Source organism: Treponema sp. OMZ 855 (assembly GCF_024181145.1).
Lineage (GTDB): Bacteria > Spirochaetota > Spirochaetia > Treponematales > Treponemataceae > Treponema.
Genome location: NZ_CP051194.1, coordinates 1,317,304 through 1,333,753, shown reverse-complemented (window position 1 = coordinate 1,333,753; position 16,450 = coordinate 1,317,304). Strand labels below are relative to the sequence as shown.

Annotated in this window: 14 protein-coding genes; 8 read left to right on the top strand and 6 right to left on the bottom strand. The window is 44.9% G+C overall.

What is annotated here, in order from left to right:
• Positions 1-86: 86 nt before the first annotated feature.
• The 6 genes from E4N65_RS05985 to E4N65_RS05960 are packed head-to-tail and all read right to left on the bottom strand — an operon-like array spanning position 87 to position 6,188.
• Positions 87-1,280, bottom strand: coding sequence for an HD domain-containing protein (locus tag E4N65_RS05985; RefSeq protein ID WP_253674798.1), 1,194 nt, complete (start codon positions 1,278-1,280; stop codon positions 87-89).
• A 29-nt stretch (positions 1,281-1,309) separates the two neighbouring features.
• Complete coding sequence (locus E4N65_RS05980) at positions 1,310-2,110, bottom strand: hypothetical protein (protein ID WP_253674789.1); 801 nt, start codon at positions 2,108-2,110, stop codon at positions 1,310-1,312.
• Between the two features lie 6 nt (positions 2,111-2,116).
• Positions 2,117-3,808, bottom strand: coding sequence for a DNA repair protein RecN (gene recN, locus E4N65_RS05975; protein ID WP_253674787.1), 1,692 nt, complete (start codon positions 3,806-3,808; stop codon positions 2,117-2,119).
• A gap of 21 nt (positions 3,809-3,829) precedes the next feature.
• Positions 3,830-4,681 (bottom strand): NAD(+)/NADH kinase, encoded by an 852-nt coding sequence (locus E4N65_RS05970; protein ID WP_044016245.1) that lies wholly within the window; start codon positions 4,679-4,681, stop codon positions 3,830-3,832.
• Between the two features lie 9 nt (positions 4,682-4,690).
• Positions 4,691-5,713, bottom strand: a complete 1,023-nt coding sequence (locus tag E4N65_RS05965; RefSeq protein ID WP_253674785.1) for a DegT/DnrJ/EryC1/StrS family aminotransferase — start codon at positions 5,711-5,713, stop codon at positions 4,691-4,693.
• A gap of 1 nt (position 5,714) precedes the next feature.
• The gene (locus E4N65_RS05960; protein ID WP_044016249.1) at positions 5,715-6,188 is read right to left on the bottom strand and encodes a chemotaxis protein CheW; all 474 of its coding nucleotides are present in this window, start codon (positions 6,186-6,188) and stop codon (positions 5,715-5,717) included.
• A gap of 143 nt (positions 6,189-6,331) precedes the next feature.
• Between E4N65_RS05960 and E4N65_RS05955 the strand changes: the two genes are divergently transcribed.
• The 8 genes from E4N65_RS05955 (at position 6,332) to rpsB (ending at position 16,372) form a co-directional block, all read left to right on the top strand.
• The gene (locus tag E4N65_RS05955; RefSeq protein WP_253674783.1) at positions 6,332-7,237 is read left to right on the top strand and encodes a patatin-like phospholipase family protein; all 906 of its coding nucleotides are present in this window, start codon (positions 6,332-6,334) and stop codon (positions 7,235-7,237) included.
• On the top strand, positions 7,234-7,614 hold the full coding sequence (locus tag E4N65_RS05950; protein ID WP_253674781.1) for a NusG domain II-containing protein: 381 nt from the start codon (positions 7,234-7,236) through the stop codon (positions 7,612-7,614). The genes E4N65_RS05955 and E4N65_RS05950 overlap by 4 nt, the downstream gene beginning before the upstream one ends.
• A 434-nt stretch (positions 7,615-8,048) precedes the next feature.
• On the top strand, positions 8,049-9,548 hold the full coding sequence (locus E4N65_RS05945) for a lipoprotein 17-related variable surface protein (RefSeq protein ID WP_253674779.1): 1,500 nt from the start codon (positions 8,049-8,051) through the stop codon (positions 9,546-9,548).
• A gap of 61 nt (positions 9,549-9,609) precedes the next feature.
• Entirely contained in the window at positions 9,610-11,721 is a 2,112-nt protein-coding gene (locus E4N65_RS05940) for a formylglycine-generating enzyme family protein (protein ID WP_253674762.1), read from the top strand.
• A gap of 402 nt (positions 11,722-12,123) precedes the next feature.
• Entirely contained in the window at positions 12,124-13,848 is a 1,725-nt protein-coding gene (locus tag E4N65_RS05935; protein WP_253674760.1) for a proline--tRNA ligase, read from the top strand.
• A 188-nt stretch (positions 13,849-14,036) separates the two neighbouring features.
• Positions 14,037-14,666: a DUF2715 domain-containing protein gene (locus E4N65_RS05930; RefSeq protein WP_253674752.1), complete on the top strand. Its 630-nt coding sequence runs from the start codon at positions 14,037-14,039 to the stop codon at positions 14,664-14,666.
• A 101-nt stretch (positions 14,667-14,767) separates the two neighbouring features.
• Positions 14,768-15,352: a Maf family protein gene (locus tag E4N65_RS05925; RefSeq protein WP_253674750.1), complete on the top strand. Its 585-nt coding sequence runs from the start codon at positions 14,768-14,770 to the stop codon at positions 15,350-15,352.
• Positions 15,353-15,487: 135 nt separating this feature from the next.
• Positions 15,488-16,372 carry a 30S ribosomal protein S2 gene (gene rpsB, locus E4N65_RS05920; protein ID WP_044016267.1) on the top strand — a complete coding sequence of 295 codons (885 nt, stop codon included), beginning with the start codon at positions 15,488-15,490 and terminating at the stop codon, positions 16,370-16,372.
• Positions 16,373-16,450 lie beyond the last annotated feature (78 nt).

Genomic DNA, 16,450 nt, shown 5'->3' with positions numbered 1-16,450 from the left:
CGATTCTTGTTTATTCGTATGGATCGCTTACCCTTCTCATTTAAAATAAACGGTGCGAAATTTTATTCAAAATTTCGCACGACTGATTAGCGGTATGATGCAAAAAAGCTTTCTAGGGAAAAACCGTTGATGACGGTGTTTTTGCCGTAGTGGTGCAGGATGTTTGCCCTGCCTTCTTCCAGCTGTTCCGACCTAATGCCGAAGTTGATGGAACTGTCGGCTTCTACGAAGGCCGCGATGTGATCTGCTGCACGGATCAGTTTACCGTCAATCCCGCAAAACTCAGGCGCCGCGTATGTTGTATTCAACTCTTCGCTTGTTACGCAGCGGATTTCTCCGTTCAATGTAATGCGGTTTTCAAATTCATCTTGAATAAAGTACAGCACCTCTTCGCGGTAAAAGTCGTCCATCAACGGGAGTAATTCCTTTGCAACAATTTCATCTTCAATATGCTTAACCACTTCGGGCAGCCGATCGGTCGCTTGCTTTACCGGAGAAATAATATCGCGGGTAACCGCCTCCGGTAAGTCGTGGAACAGCGCTGCAAAAAAGTTCATCGAAAGACGATGCGGCGCCAGCTTGAGCGTGCGGCTCATTAAGAAAACCAGTGCGGCAACAAAGTACGAATGTCCGAGCACCGTTGTTGCCGGTACCCGCGGCGTTTGGTTCCAACGGGTTTGGAACCGTAGTTTTTCAATTTCGGTAATAAAATAGTACGGCTGCTGCCTCGTTGTCAAAAGCTGTACGCCCTTTAAGTCCATAAAATCGGCAATATCCGTCTCCAAACATTTGTCGATTTCAGTCAGCCGGAAAGGTTCGTTCACCATGCGGATCATATCGAGCTCGCGCATTGCCGAATATTTATGGGCCGCGCGCAGTACTCGAAAACTTATGTCCGTAGGATCAACCGGATCAAAGAGGTAGGCGGCAAATTCATCAAGAAAAAGCGGATCGGTAATAATTGTCTTGTATTTATCGAGCACCCAACGGTTGAGTTTTTTGTATTCTTCGGGATATTCCGATCGGATAATGCGCTGTACGGGCGACTTCATATCGCAGAGCGCGATTCGGCGGAGCAGCTCAAAGAATGAATGATTAATGATAGTCAGCCAATTGACCGTTCTTCCGTTCTTTTCTTCATATTTACCGATGATAAAGCTGAGGAACATTTTTTCTGCCGTCTTATCCATTTCGACGATATCGAAGGGGCGGACTAAATCGTTCCACCGCTGAATGGAAAACGCTTCAAAAAGTTTGCATACGATTTCTTTACTGAACATTGTAACTTCCTGTTTCCGTTTTGCAGCTCTTACGCTTTTTTCCGCTTCTGTAAATCTTTTTCCATCTTCTCGGACCATATACCGATTTGCCGTTTTACTTCTTCCGCTGCGTTTCGCTCATTCAGCAAAATATGCATACGCCGCGCAGCTTCCAGATACTGAATAGCAATTCTGAAATCCTCTATACTGGCGGTTGCCGTTTCATATCGCGCACGGTATTGGTCGGCTGCCTGCAAGAGTAGCTTTTTTACCAACTTAAGATGGAACATCGTGCTTTCATAGTTCGGTGAACGTGGATCAAAGCCTGTTTCTGCAGTATCCTTTAAATCGAGGATGTTTTTCGCAACCGTTGCATATCGTCCTTGAATTTCTACAAACGACCACTTCCATTTGGTATTGCCGCTGTACGCGCGGATGACAAGGTCTATCACCAAGCCTAATTTTCGGATTAAATAAAACCGCTGTTTTTGAGGCACGTGTTGAATTTTGCGTACTTTTTCCTCATAGTCCGAAAAAGGTGCGTCGATAAAGTTTGAAACAATTTCTTCGAGATTGATAATAACCTTGTAAATGGCTTTTCGCGCTTCATTGAGCAGCGTTTCGTTTTTTCGATTCAAAAAGGAGACCGCTATTTGGTACATTCCCAAATAGAGCGTTACCACATATATCAGTTCATCGACGAGCATGATTTTTTTATACATACCACCTTGAGGATCGCTTGCGATAAGCTCTGCCATCGCTTTTTCCTGTTTGAGTATTTGGTCGATTTCCTCCTGATAGTAACGGAGTTGTTCTTCGTATATGCTTGTACCTTGTTGTGGATTATCCATGTCGTGTTATCCTATGCTTCCATACCTTGATAATAACTCTTTTGCATGAATACGTGAAGCGGCACTCACCTCATCGCCTGCTAACATCCGTGCAATTTCTTCAATGCGGGTGTCTCCCTCTATTGTTTTGGCAGATGTGCGGCTTGTATGTTCGGATTGTATCTTCAGTATCTTAATATGAGTATCGGCAGCGGCGGCAATAACTGCAAGGTGCGTAATACAGAGTATTTGCTTATTACCGGCCAATTCTTTCAGATGTTCTGCAACGGTGCGGGCAACCTCTCCGCCGATACCGGTATCTATTTCGTCAAACACCAGGGTATCCGCTTCATCGGCGGCAGTCAGGACGGTTTTCAGTGCCAGCATGACGCGCGAGAGTTCACCACCCGACGCTATTTTGTTGAGCGGTTTGACCGGTTCTCCCGGATTGGTGCTGATTAAAAATTCCACCGAATCAAACCCGTAGAGACCGGCAGTCTGTTTATTTCCGTTCGGTTCGGCTGCCGTAACCTGCACGGCAAATACCACTTTGGGCATACCGAGGCGGGTGAGGGTAGTTTGAATTTTTCGCTGAAGCTCTGCCGCTGCGGCTTTCCGCTTCTGAGATAGGGCGGTACCGGCTGCAAAAAGTTTTGCTTCAAGCTGAGGAACTTCTTTTGCCAGAGCGGTTTTATCCTGCTCGCTTTCGCCGAGGGAATCCAGCTCGGATTGCGCGGCCTCCCGATAGGCGAGGATATCCTTGATGGTTGCGCCGTATTTTTTCTTGAGTTTATTGATAAGGGAAAGCCGCTCTTGCACCTGTTCCAGCCGATTGGGGTCAAATACCAGTTTTGAAAGATAGGAGCTGAAAAATTCGCCGATATCCTGCATTTCATAGTAGGCATTTTCTATCCGCTCGGCATATTCGTGAACGGCAGGATCGATAGCGGTAACGCTGTCGGAGATATGCTGTAGTTTTTTAAGCTGCGGTACAATGCCTTGTTCCTGTGTACACAGGTTTTGCAGCGTCTCGACTTGTTCATACAGTTTTTCATACTGGCAGAGCTTTGTTTCTTCCGCCTCAAGCACCTCGTCTTCATCCGGCTGTAAACGGGCATTGTCGATTTCGTCGATAACAAATGCAAGATAGTCTACCCGCTCTGCACGTTCTTTTTCGGAATGTCCTATCGTTTCCAGTTTTGCTTTTATTTCGGCGAGGCGGGTATAAAGAAGGCTGAATGCATGCACCTCGTCGAGGATACCTGCATAGGAGTCCAAGAAGCGGCGGTGTTCCGCTGTTTTAAAAAGAGATTGATGGTCATGCTGACCGTGAATATCGACTAAAAAGGAGGTGAATTCTTCCAGTTCGGCGCGGGAAACTTGTGTGTCTTGGATCCAAATACCGCCGCGGCCGTTTTCTTTCAGTGTGCGCCGTAACAGTATCCGGTTGTTTTCAGGCTCTATGCCTCGCTCGTCAAGCCATGCGGCGGCTTCGGGATGGGTGTTTGCAAGGTAGAATGTACCGGACACCGCCGCTTCGGAAGCGCCCGTGCGGATAATATCCGCGGTAACCTTCCCGCCGAGTAAAAAGCTCAGCGCTCCGATCAAAACGGATTTTCCCGCACCGGTTTCTCCAGACAGTACATTCAAATGAGCGTTAAAATCGAGAGAAAGCTCGTCGATAAGCGCAATATTTTTTACCGAAATGGTTTCGAGCACATCAACCTCCGCGCCGCAGTGTTATTCCTGCAACGGACTTCCCGACCACGCTAATTTTGACCGGAGCGCCGTGTAAAACGCTTCCGGCGAACACCCGATGAGTTTTAATCGGTGGCGCGACATTTTAATTTCAATTTTGTCGCCTTCGCAGAGCGGAAACAACTCCTGTCCGTCTATAGATACAATAACATCTTTTTGACGATTATGCAAAACCTCAATACGCATCGTACCGGAAGCAGGCAATACGACCGGCCGGTTTGATAGTGAAAATGCCGATATGGGTGTAAGAACAAAGGCGGCAACCGTCGGATCCATAATCGGGCCGCCGGAGGCTGCCGAATATGCGGTAGAACCGGTCGGGCTTGACACGATAACGCCGTCCGCCCGATACACGCCGAAAGAGATACCGTTAAAGGATAGTGCGAGATTTATAAGCTTCGCAATGCCGCCGCCTGAAACAACAACATCGTTGAGCGCATCAAAGGAGCCGACACACTCGCCGTTACGATACACGGCGGTAGAAAGCATCAGCCTCTCGTGATGTTCCGCATTTCCTGCGAGGTATTCGCCGAGCGCTTGTTTCCAATGCGCCGGTTCAACGCCCGCAATAAACCCGAATTCACCGAGGTTAATGGGAAATACCGGTATTTTTTTCGGTGCACAGTACCGTGCTGCAAACAGCACCGTCCCGTCCCCGCCGAGGCAAACGGCAAAATCATACCGTTTTCGAATCGGCTTTGCAGGAGACAAGCCGTCATATTCATAGATGTCTGCTTGAATCCCGTTTTCTTGCAAAAACTCCGGAAGCTCCTGGGATATCTCCGCTGCGTGCGGTTTATAGGTTGTTAGGATGATAATGGCGTTCTTTTGCATACGTGTCCGTTACGGCAGTGTTCCTAATACCTTTGCAATCTTTGCAGCATTATTGAGACCGAGCCGGGGATAGAGGGGAAAAAGTACCGTCCGCAGCAAAAGCGAGGCCGCATTAATGCATGTATTTTCTTCTTTTAAAAAGTCCACAATGGAATTGGTAAAAGCGAGTTCTATCTCAATATCTTTGCGGTTAACGTATTGTTTTACATCTTTAAAGCCGCTTTCAAGTATTATCGGAAAGGAATAGACGGGGTTTTTTACTCTTTCAGCAAATACGAGCGGCTTATGCCTCGTTTGTAAAAGTGAGCGGAGATACAGCTCCCGCATTTCGTCGCGAAGCTGGAGGTTTTTTTCCATATTTTTAAGCTGTACAAAGGCGAGGGACGCATTAATGTCGGGCAAGAAATCGGTTATCGGAATAGTTTCCGCCATGTTCTTTAACACGGAAGCATTACGCCGCTCTGCAGCAATGAGGATGCCTCCGCCGCCGCCCGTTAAAATATCCCGTTCTTCGAGTCCCAGTATCGTAAACGAACCGAACGTTCCTGCCCGCTTTTCCCCGTATAAGGCGCCGGCGCTTTGGGAAATGTCTTCGATAATCGGAATTGAAAGAGCTGTAAACGCTTCCATATCGGGGACGTTGCCGAGTGTTTCGTGTAGAACCAGCACTCTGCCGCCTTGCTTAATACCTTCTTCAACCGCTTCAGGTGTAACCAAACCGGTTAACGGATCGACATCCAAAACAATCGGTGTAAATCCGTTTCGCGCTACTTCGATATATTGCCACGAAGGGGCGAGCGCTGACAATAAGACGCCCGCTTTCTCAGGGAGGTCGAACATCTTGAGCGTATAAACCAATGCCATCGCCGGACTCCGTAAGGCAAGGACTCCTTCAGCCTCATAGAGTTCGCGTACTAATTTAATGAGTTTTTGATTCATCTCACCCGGGCCGATTTTTTCTTCGACCATACAGGTGAGTACGGCATCCATTTCAGAACGCCGAATAGTAGAGCTATAAACAGGTATCGGCATATTAGAATGTGGTAAGTTTTTGTAATTCTTTCGGATTAAACAATCTGCGGATATCCAATAGGATGAGATATCCAGAGTCTTGGCGGATAACTCCGTTAATATATTCGGTACCGATACCGGTAATCATCTGTGGCGGCGGCTGAACATCTTCTTGTCGTACCATAACAACACGTGCGATGCGGTCAATGACAATACCGATCTTATATTTTCCGATTTTAAGGATGATAAATCCTCCCAAATATTCATCGTCTCCGTCCAAATCCGCCTTTTTAAGGTGGAATCGTTTGTGCAAACTGATAATCGGTATAATTTCATTTCTCAAATGGAAAAAACCTTCGACGTAATATGGTGCATTCGGAATCTGCCGGACTTCTTGAACCTTTACTATCTCTTTTACATCCATTATATCGACACCGTAAAGCTCTTCACCGAGCTGAAAGGTAACCAATTGAAACTGCGCGTCAGTAATCGCCATATCTATCCTCCGCTAAAATTGATAACGCCGAACGTATTTCAAAGATACTATAATTTATAACTTTCTTCAAGCAGGCTATTATAGAGTGTAGGGTAAATGCACTATAGGCGTATACTGCATTTTTTTGTATACTACCAGTTACTATGAAATGGGCACTTGTGTTATCGGGAGGCGGAGCCGCTGGGCTTGCATACATCGGTTTTTTTAAGGCACTTGAAGAATTGAATCTTCCTAAGCCGGACTGTATTGTCGGCTGTTCGATGGGATCGATTATCGGCGGCTTATATGCAAGCGGAAAATCGGTACGGGAAATGGAAGCCGTTTTTGAAGAATCTTTCGATATTAACCGGTATGTCGGCGGCAGCGGCGTGCATATTCCGCTTTTAAAACACGCACTTAACCAGATTATTCACTACGGTACGTTGATTACCCGTATGCTTTCCGGTACGGGAGCCGATTCGGGAGAAAAAGCCCATAAATTCTTTATGGAACTCTCCGGCGGTAAATCTTTTAATGACTGTACCATTCCCTTTTTGTGCAATGCCTTCGACCTTTGCAGCGGAAAAGAGGTTGTACTCAATTCAGGACGGTTAGCGGATGCAATGAGGGCGAGTGCTTCGTATCCCGGTCTTTTTACACCCGTTAAGCGGCAGAATGAAATGCTGATAGATGCTTGCGTGATAGATAATACTCCTGTTTGGATTGCCCGCGAACAGGGATATAAAAATATCCTTGCACTGACTTTCGGTGCTTTTGAACCGGTTACTACTTCCGAATTAGATAGTTCGGTCGCGGTATTGATGAGGACGCTTGCCTGTACTACCGCTCATATTGCGCTGCAGCCGAATGAATACCCTACTGCGTTTATCAATTTGACAAGTGTCCGGTCATCCCGTGATTTTTCGGATCCCAAAAAACAGATTGAGTTCGGATATCATAAAACAATGGATAACAAACATTTACTGCAAGCCTTTTTTGCGGAAGGTATTAACGGTAAGATACAACGGGCGCTTTTAACCCGGAAAACAAAAAAAGAGTACAGCGTATGATTTCTATTTTCCGCCGTTTGCGTGTCCTTGATTATCTGATCTTTGCCTCCGTTATCACTGTTTCTTTATGGGCAGGCTTTTTCCTCTATACCGGAGAGAATCACGTACAGCGGCTGGTGATTGAAACGCCAAGCGGTAAATGGATATACCCGCTTACCGAACCGCGCACGGTAGTTGTGCCCGGCGCAATCGGCACTACTACCATCCGGATAGAACATAATACTGCCTTTATCTCCGATTCGCCGTGTCCCAATAAAACCTGTGTGAATGCTGCGGCACTCAAAAAAGCAGGGGATTGGAATGCCTGTATGCCTAACAGAGTTTTCTTGCATATTGAAGGCGATACTTCCGAAGATATGATTCTGCCGCAGAACTAAAAATCGGTATTATTCCGAAAATCTAAAAAAATATGCTTTAATCTGCTTGATTCATTCACAGAAATCCTATATAGTCGCCGTGTAAGTTAAAAAGATATCCGTGGAACGGTCTTTTTCAGTAGCTGGCGGCTTAAATTACAATAAAGCCATTCGACATCTCTATTACAAATACGTTTTTATTCGTGCGGAGGTTTTAATACCCCGGCGCTGTGCGCCGTAACAAAGGGTATTAAAGCCGACTGCAACCACTTTATGAGAACAACATATCCCGATGCTCTGCGTCGGGATTGTTGATTATCAAAAGTTATACAATTATTGAGGCATTGACGGGAAACCGGCTAAGGGCATCGTTTGCCTTTTAGCAATTCCTATAGGGTAAAACGAAAGAACCGGACTTTAAAGACCGGAAAATATTTTTTGATGAGGTATAAATAATGAAAAAACTAATACTTTGCATAACAGCGGTGATAGCTATCGGAATGACAAGCTGTAATTCGCCGTTAGATCATAAGGGGTCATCGGAAACACCCGGTGTCCCATCTACTCCTCCGCAAAATTTGATTACATTGACGGAATCGGACGTGCTTACGGCGTTCTCTCTCTCAAAGGGACATATCACCGCTTCGGCAGCCGCCAAAAAGATTACAAACGGCACTCCGGCAAGCGGTATTACGTTTACCGAAAGAAAAATGATTGCGTATGACGATGAAGCAGGAACATTTACCGTAAAAGTAAAGGGGACGAAAGACGGTAAAAACTTTTCCCAAAAGATTTCCGTAACCGGATTTACGCATCCGCTTGCAGGGAAAACGATACAATCGATTGCCGATTGTGAGCTTAATTTGGACGACGCTATAGAACACAATTATTCGCTTGCAAAATATATTGAAGAAGTAAATAAAGACCCGAGCGGAAAAAAGCTGGTAAAAAAATTATCGTTTATGCTGAGTGATTCCGTAACAACCATAGAACTTGGCGAACACGACAGCTATACACTGGTGGCAGAGGCGCAAGCGGTCGGTACGAAAGTGTGGGTACAGCCGAGTGTTATGTTCCGAAAACTCACCGAGGGCGGGACAGAAACACTTGTCAAGAATACGGCATTTTCGTTTACCCATTTAAATTCGTCGCTGAAAAAAGACTATTTTGAAGCAAAGGATGTATTCAAGTATATTTTGGATAAAACCGCCGATATTGCCGTAAAAGCCGATCCGGAGGAATTTGCATCATCCTTTTATGCTTTTGCAAAAAAATCCGACAGTACGCCAGACAATCTTTTTACAGAGGAATTTAAAGCAGCAGTTAAAAAATATGCCGATCTGTATCAGACTAAAGATACGGGTGAACACCTTAAAATCGATAAAATTACATACGGTATCGCTCAGCCTAAAAACGGCGGAATCGATGCCGATAACCACGCAGGTACGGTTAAGATAGATCTTTGTATTGCGACAGAGCAACAAATTGCAGATAAAAGTGGTATTACGGCTATTAAACCGATAGAAAAGTCGGGGTTTGCAAAGATAACCAATGCGGATGAATTGAATAAACAAGTTGTTTTTTTCGTTGTTTCTGACTTACATCCATCCGCTTCGGATGTACAGGCTTGGAAAAATAAAATTTTTACAAACCATCGTTTACTGAACGTAAACCCTACTAACGGAACTGTTAGTCCTAATCCCGTTGTGAATCCGCTGCCCGACGGTTCTGGTAAGCCGTTTAAGTTGTGCGTAAATGGAAGGGAGGATTTAGCTTCACAATTGGGCTGTAGACATTTTGGGGCTTCGCTGACTAGAAACGGAAAATCAATTTTTATAGAAAATATAGTTTTGGACAAAAAACAGAATGAAACGAATCTTAAAATAACAGTACAGTTAAAGGGTTTTACTGATTTTTTGACAATAGTAACTAACCCGGGGCAGGCATATCAGTAAAATCATCTGCCGCCCATAATAAAGGAGGACTTGCACATTATACAAGACACGAGGAGACTTTATGAGAAAGATACTATTGACTATAGCAGCGGTGATAATGCTTGCAGCATTTTTTGCAGGATGTAAAGGCCCCAATACTCCCTCCAAGGAGCCGCAGCCGTTACCCCCGTCTTCCCCACAGGAGGAGGGCGGAAGCGGCGGCAGTTCGACACCTACACAAATAACGATAACAGTTGCGGGGGATGAATACGTTACGCTTAAAGCGGAGAAAACGTTTACGGCGGATAAAGGCAAAACCTGGCATCAATTACAAGCTTTGGCAGAAGATAAAATAGACCACTACGACGAACATTACGGACTTGATAAATGGAAACTTATCAATGCTGCCGGTTATGATTTAACCGCTGACTATGTTTTTAATGCAAATGCTACAGTTTTTGTTGTAACAAAACAGATCACAACGCCGCTACCGCCTAAGATTACTATAACGGTCGCGGGAGACACAGGGGTTATATTAAAACCAAATCCTACATTTGAAGTAGCTCCGGGCAAGCACTGGGATGAAATCGAAGTACTTGCAAAAACGAAAATACAAAAATATAAGCCTCATTATGAGCTTAAAAACTGGCGTCTTAGTAATGCTTTAGGGCAGGTTTTGGATGACAGCTATATAACTTCGTTTAATGCCAATACTACCGTCTTTATAGAAACAAAATCGGTAGATATACAGCTTACCATTAAAGGAGAGCATGTCGATATAACTTCTCCTGCCGAAATGTATGTACCCAAGGGCACAAAATGGAGCGAAATAAAAACCAGAGTTATGGATAAAGTTAGTCAAAAACCCGGTTTTGTTATACTTGCATGGAAAAAAGGCAGTAAAACCGGTATCGAATTTTACGATGACTTTCAATTTAGAGGCAAAACGACGATATACGTCGAAGCAAGACCGACAAATGTTACCATCAGGATAAAAGGAGACGGTTATGTTCAGCTCGGTGCGTCGCCTACCATCACAAAGCCATATGGCGTAAAATGGCGAGAAATAAAAGACGAAGCACAAACTAAGATATCCTGTAACCCAGGCTATGTGTTTGCTACATGGAAAAAAGGCAGCACAACCGGAAAAGAGCTGTTTGACATTGATGATTTTGAAGAAGATACCGACATATATGCGATAACACAACAAGTTCCCGTTCCCGACGGTGTAAAGGTAACGCCTCCTACAGGAGGTATTACCGGGCATGCCATTTCGTATACCTTGCCAACCGCCGACGCTTCATGGAAAGGCGTATTTATCAATGGACGCACAGTCAATTTAAATGCCTACACTATAGGTAAATACGAAGTTAGTGTGCAAATATGGAATGAAGTGTGCGAATGGGCTCAAAGGAACGGTTATTTGTTTGAATTTGACCCTAAAAACGACGATACTCCTACCCAAGCTAATCAGCCGATGGCAAACATAAGCTGGACTGACTGCATAGCGTGGTGTAATGCGTATACCGAGATGAAATTCGGAAACACGGAACAGTGTGTATACCGCGACGGATCGCCATCGGGGAAGGTCATAACACAGGCTTTTCATGGTGATAAAGCATATTGCGATTTTTCCAAAAAAGGATTCCGTTTGCCGACGGAAGCCGAGTGGGAATACGCTGCCCGCTGGCACGGTACTGACAGTACCAATGCCGAAAGCTACGGCGCTGTCTATCTAACCAATGTGAATTCGGCAAGCGGTGCAACAAAGCCAATCGGCTTTGAGGGTATGGCAATGCCGTCCGATGAAAGCTATGAAACCTTAAGCGCAGAAACTACTCGTGTTGCAGTTTTCAATAAATGGTGGAACGGCACTGGATTTGCATCACAAAGTCCCTCCGTTACTGGTAGAGCAAATGTCGGAGACAAACCTGCCAACAAATTGGGACTTCACGATATGAGCGGTAACGTTGCAGAATGGTGCTGGGATTTATATACAACCATAAATGCAAGTACCGAAGCATATCCTACCGGTCCTTTTCCGGACTATGAGACACAACGGGTAGTACGCGGCGGCAACTGGTCTGAAAGTACCGGACAAGCTGTATACGATTGCATGACCGGCAAGCGAAAATCAAAAGGTTCCAGTGGAGCTGATCCTATCAGAGGCTTCCGCTTAGTCTGGCAAGAGTAGCCGGTAGTCATTTCCCAACGCGGACAGTTTGTTCGTGTGTGCAGGGATTCCGTATGTTTTTATTCGTGCGGAATCCCTGTCAGCCTCTATATGCTCTACTTTACATAAAAAAAGAAATTCTATATGCTTCCACTCTGGTTTAAGGCAGTGAGGTATCAGGGCAACCGTATCGGAGATATTTCAAGCGGTTGCATTCCTTATTGTGCGAAATTTTTCTAAAATTTCGCACAGTTTATTTTAGAAGAAGGGTAATCACATCAGGTATATACATAAAAATCGCAGAATAATATAGGCTGGGCGACCATTTGAGCCGTGAAGCGGCGAAACTCTGGTTGAACGGCCTATATTATTCTGCGGGGTTGTAAAAAGAGTCTGATGAGATTACCCTGAGTGAGGCATAGTGTGAAAAGATCTCAAACGTTTATTCCCACATTACGGGAAATACCTGCGGAAGCAGTCGTTGTCAGTCATCAATTATTATTACGCGCCGGAATGATCCGTAGATTGGGGAACGGGCTGTTTAATTATCTGCCGCTCGGTTTACGCGTGTTCAGAAAGGTTGAAAATATCGTACGGGAGGAAATCGACGCTACCGGATGTTTGGAGTGTAAAGCTTCGGTTGTCGCTCCGGGCGAGATTTGGCAAGAGTCCAAGCGCTGGTACACGATGGGAGACGGGCTTTTAAGGATGAAAAACCGCCTCGGTCAAGATCTCGTTGTCAGCCCGACAAACGAAGAATCGTTTACCGCCCTGATGCGGTACGAGCTCGGTTCGTACAAGGATTATCCGCTTTCCGTATATCATATTAATACAAAATACCGGGATGAAATTCGTCCGCGCTACGGGTTAATGCGCGCCCGTGAATTTACGATGAAGGATGCGTATTCCTTTCATACAAACGCTGACTGTCTTGATAAAACCTATCGTGCATTCGGCGAAGCATACGAAAAGATATTCCGCCGTTTCGGTTTAAGTATTATACGGGTTCGGGCGGACTCCGGTTCTATGGGAGGCAGCGGCTCCGAGGAATTTATGATTGAATCTGCCATCGGGGACGACACACTCATCCTCTGCCCGCAATGTCGCTATTCTGCAAACGAAGAAAAGGCTGCCTGTGCACCCGATCCCTACACCGAACTTCCCGAAACAGCGGAAAAACGTACGAAGCTGCCGACACCCGATGCCCGCACAATAGAAGAATTAGTTGCGTTCTTGCACACTTCGCCGAAAGCATTCATCAAAACCTTAATCTATCGTGTAAAGGATTCCGAGGTTATCGACTCGGAGTTTGTTGCAGTGTGTATCCGCGGTGATTTGGAAGTAAACGAAGCAAAATTAACGGCGGTACTCAAGGCCGCGGAAGTTGAACTTGCCTCTAATGCGGATGTTGAAGATATTACGGGTACCGTAGTCGGGTTTGCCGGTCCTGTCGGCTTAACCAAGGCTCCCGTATTGGCTGACGAAAGTGTCATGCTGATGCATGATGCCGTTGCGGGTGCGTTGGAAAAAGATATGCACTATGTTCATGTTGAACCGAAACGGGATTTTACTCCCGCGATGGTGTGCGATGTCCGTGTTGTAAAGGCAGGCGATCTTTGCCCCTTGTGCAAAACACCGTTTTACAGCAAAAAAGGCAATGAGCTTGGACATATCTTCAAACTCGGTACAAAATACACTGAAAGTATGAATATGACTTACCTTGACGAAAGCGGTCAACAGCAGTACCCTTTAATGGGGTGCTACGGTATCGGTATCGACCGTGCTCTGGCATCGATTATCGAAGAGCATCACGATGATAACGGAATTATCTGGCCGATGAGTGTTGCCCCGTATCATGTCGGTATTGTACCGATACAATATGAAGGAACCATGAAGGCTGTTGCTGACCGGCTGCACGATGAACTCACAGCTCGCGGTATTGAGGTATTGCTGGATGACCGTGTAGAACGTCCGGGGGTTAAGTTCAAGGATATGGATCTTATCGGCTTGCCTATCCGGCTTGTTATCAGCGATAAGAAACTGCCTGATATTGAATTTAAGTTCCGTTCGGATAAAGAGTCGATGAATATGCCGCTTGAGGGTGTTATCGATTATGTTGTGCAACGCGTTCAGCGCGAATTAAAGTAGGTATGGGGTGTCTCTCTGATCTAAACGAATTGGGGTGTCAGAGAGTACCGCATTATAGTAATCATAAAACTCTAAGGAGGGTTGTGTTATGAAAAAGACGATTTTATGTATGTGGTTTAACACTTATGGCGCCGCTCGTGTTTTCCGATGGGGTCGGTTTTTCGGCACAAGTGAGTCCTGTCGGATTTATGAATTTTAATGTGTGGACAAAGTATGATAAAAATACTATCGCCGATGCCCATGCAAAGGTGAAAAATCTATTCACTGGAGATAAATTCTTTCACGACGGCTATAATATGTATGCCTTAGGAGTAGATCTCAGTATGAGTGGTGCATATCTTACACTGAATGTGGGACTTCCCAAAAAAATTAGTATCAATGATATAAAAAATTTTGGGGATACATTAAGAGGCAATTCATTTATTTTTAACGGGCAGCTTGGCTATGGGGCTACTTTCTTTAAAGACCTCCCTGTCAATTTATTTGTTGGGGGTGGTGTAGGATTTGATGTCATTAAAACAACGAGAGATATTCCGGCAGGAATATTAGATGCCGCATCATGGACAGAAGACCGCCTCATTGCTTTATTGGGACTCGGTCTTAATGTCGGGGTAAGTTTTTACTTTCTGCCTCATGTAGGTGTTTTTGCAGGCGTTACGGATAATCTCTCGTTCATACAGATATCTAACCAACGCTATTATACAAATACTAATGCTAGTATTTACTTCAAGAATGGTGCTAAGGATATTAAAAAGATGACATCCGGGCTTTTGGCAAACAATTTTACCGCACGGTCAGGAATTGCTTCTAAGCTGTAGAGACTCCTTGGGCAATATCTTTGTTGCATTGTGTTTGTGCGCTTAATTCGAATTTCTTGTCCTGCTTGTCTTTTTATTCTTCCTTTCGTATACTGTTGTGAATGGAACCGATTATTCTTGCATCAAAGTCACCCCAGCGGCAGGACATCCTTAAGCGTTTAAACATTCCGTTTATCAGTATCCCGTCGGAGGCCGATGAATCCATCGCCTCCGATCTTCCTCCCGAAAAAGCAGTAGAACAGATCGCATTGCGGAAGGCTGAAGCAGTGCTCCGTTCGCCGCTAAAAATCAATACACCGTGGATTATATCTGCCGATACACTTATCTTTTCTAATGGTACGCACATGGGTAAACCTGCCAATATTGATGATGCCCGTAAGATGCTGCAATCGTATTCAAATACGGCACATAAGGTTATAACGGCGATTTGTTGCTATGACGAAAAATTACAGCACATTTCAACCCGAATCAGTAGTTCTCACGTATTTTTTAAGACATTATCAGAGGCTGAAATCGATTGGTACCTGAGTACCGGGGAATGGCAGGGGGCTGCAGGAGGATACCGTATACAAGGAACCGCAGCTTGTTTTATTACAAAAATAGAGGGTTCATACAGCGGAATTGTAGGCTTGCCTATTTATGAATTATATGATATTTTGACCGAACACGGCTACAGTTTTACCTAAGAACAGCAGCCGTGCAAATATCCTAAAATGCAGAGGAAAATTTCTAAAATCTCACTACGTTTTCAGAAACGCCTTGAATGCATTTTTAGAGAAATAGAGAAGGATGGGCTTAAAAAAGCTCGTGAAGGAGTAACCATGGCAGTAGTAACCATGAAAAACCTGCTTGAATCCGGTGTTCATTTCGGACATCAGGTAAAGCGCTGGGATCCGCGAATGAAAAAATACATTTTTGCGGAACGGAACGGTATCCACATTATTGATTTGCAGAAAACCATCACTGCAATCCGTGAGGCGTATGACGCGGTACGGAAGACAACCGCAGCAGGAAAATCTGTCTTATTCGTTGGAACTAAAAAACAAGTACAGCAAACCATTGCAAAAGAAGCTGAACGCTGCGGTATGTTCTATGTTAATAACCGCTGGCTCGGGGGAATGCTGACAAACTTTTCTACCATCAAAAAAAGCCTCGCTCGTCTTAAGAAAATCGAAAAAATGGAAAACGACGGCACTTTTGACAGCCTGACTAAAAAAGAAGTCGCCGTGCTGCAGAAAGAAAAAGCCAAGCTCGAAAAGAACCTCGGCGGTATCAAAGAGATGAAAGATCTCCCGGGCATTATCTTTATCATCGATACACGGAAAGAAACTATCGCAATCAGCGAAGCCCGCCGCATGGGAATCCCGATTGTTGCAGTAGTTGACACAAACTGTAACCCCGAAGGTATCGACTATCCGATTCCGGGTAACGATGATGCTATCCGTTCGATTTCTTTGTTCACTCAGATTATTGCCAATGCCGTTATCGAAGCTGATAACGAAAGCGGTCTCAAGATTATCGAAAATCTGCAAGACGGAGAGGAAGGATTCAGTGATTCCAATATCGATCCGTATCAAGATCGTGAAGATGAAGAGATTACCGATTATTCCAACTATACCCCTTCAGAAAAGAACGATCATGAAGAAGATTCGGATGACGGAAGCAGTTCTTTAATTGATGAAGATGAACTGTACGGCGACCGCTAAAAAACGTATAACCTGCCGCTGAAAGATGTGCATACTTTCGGCGGCATCTTACTATGCACAAAGATTTAAGGAGAAAAC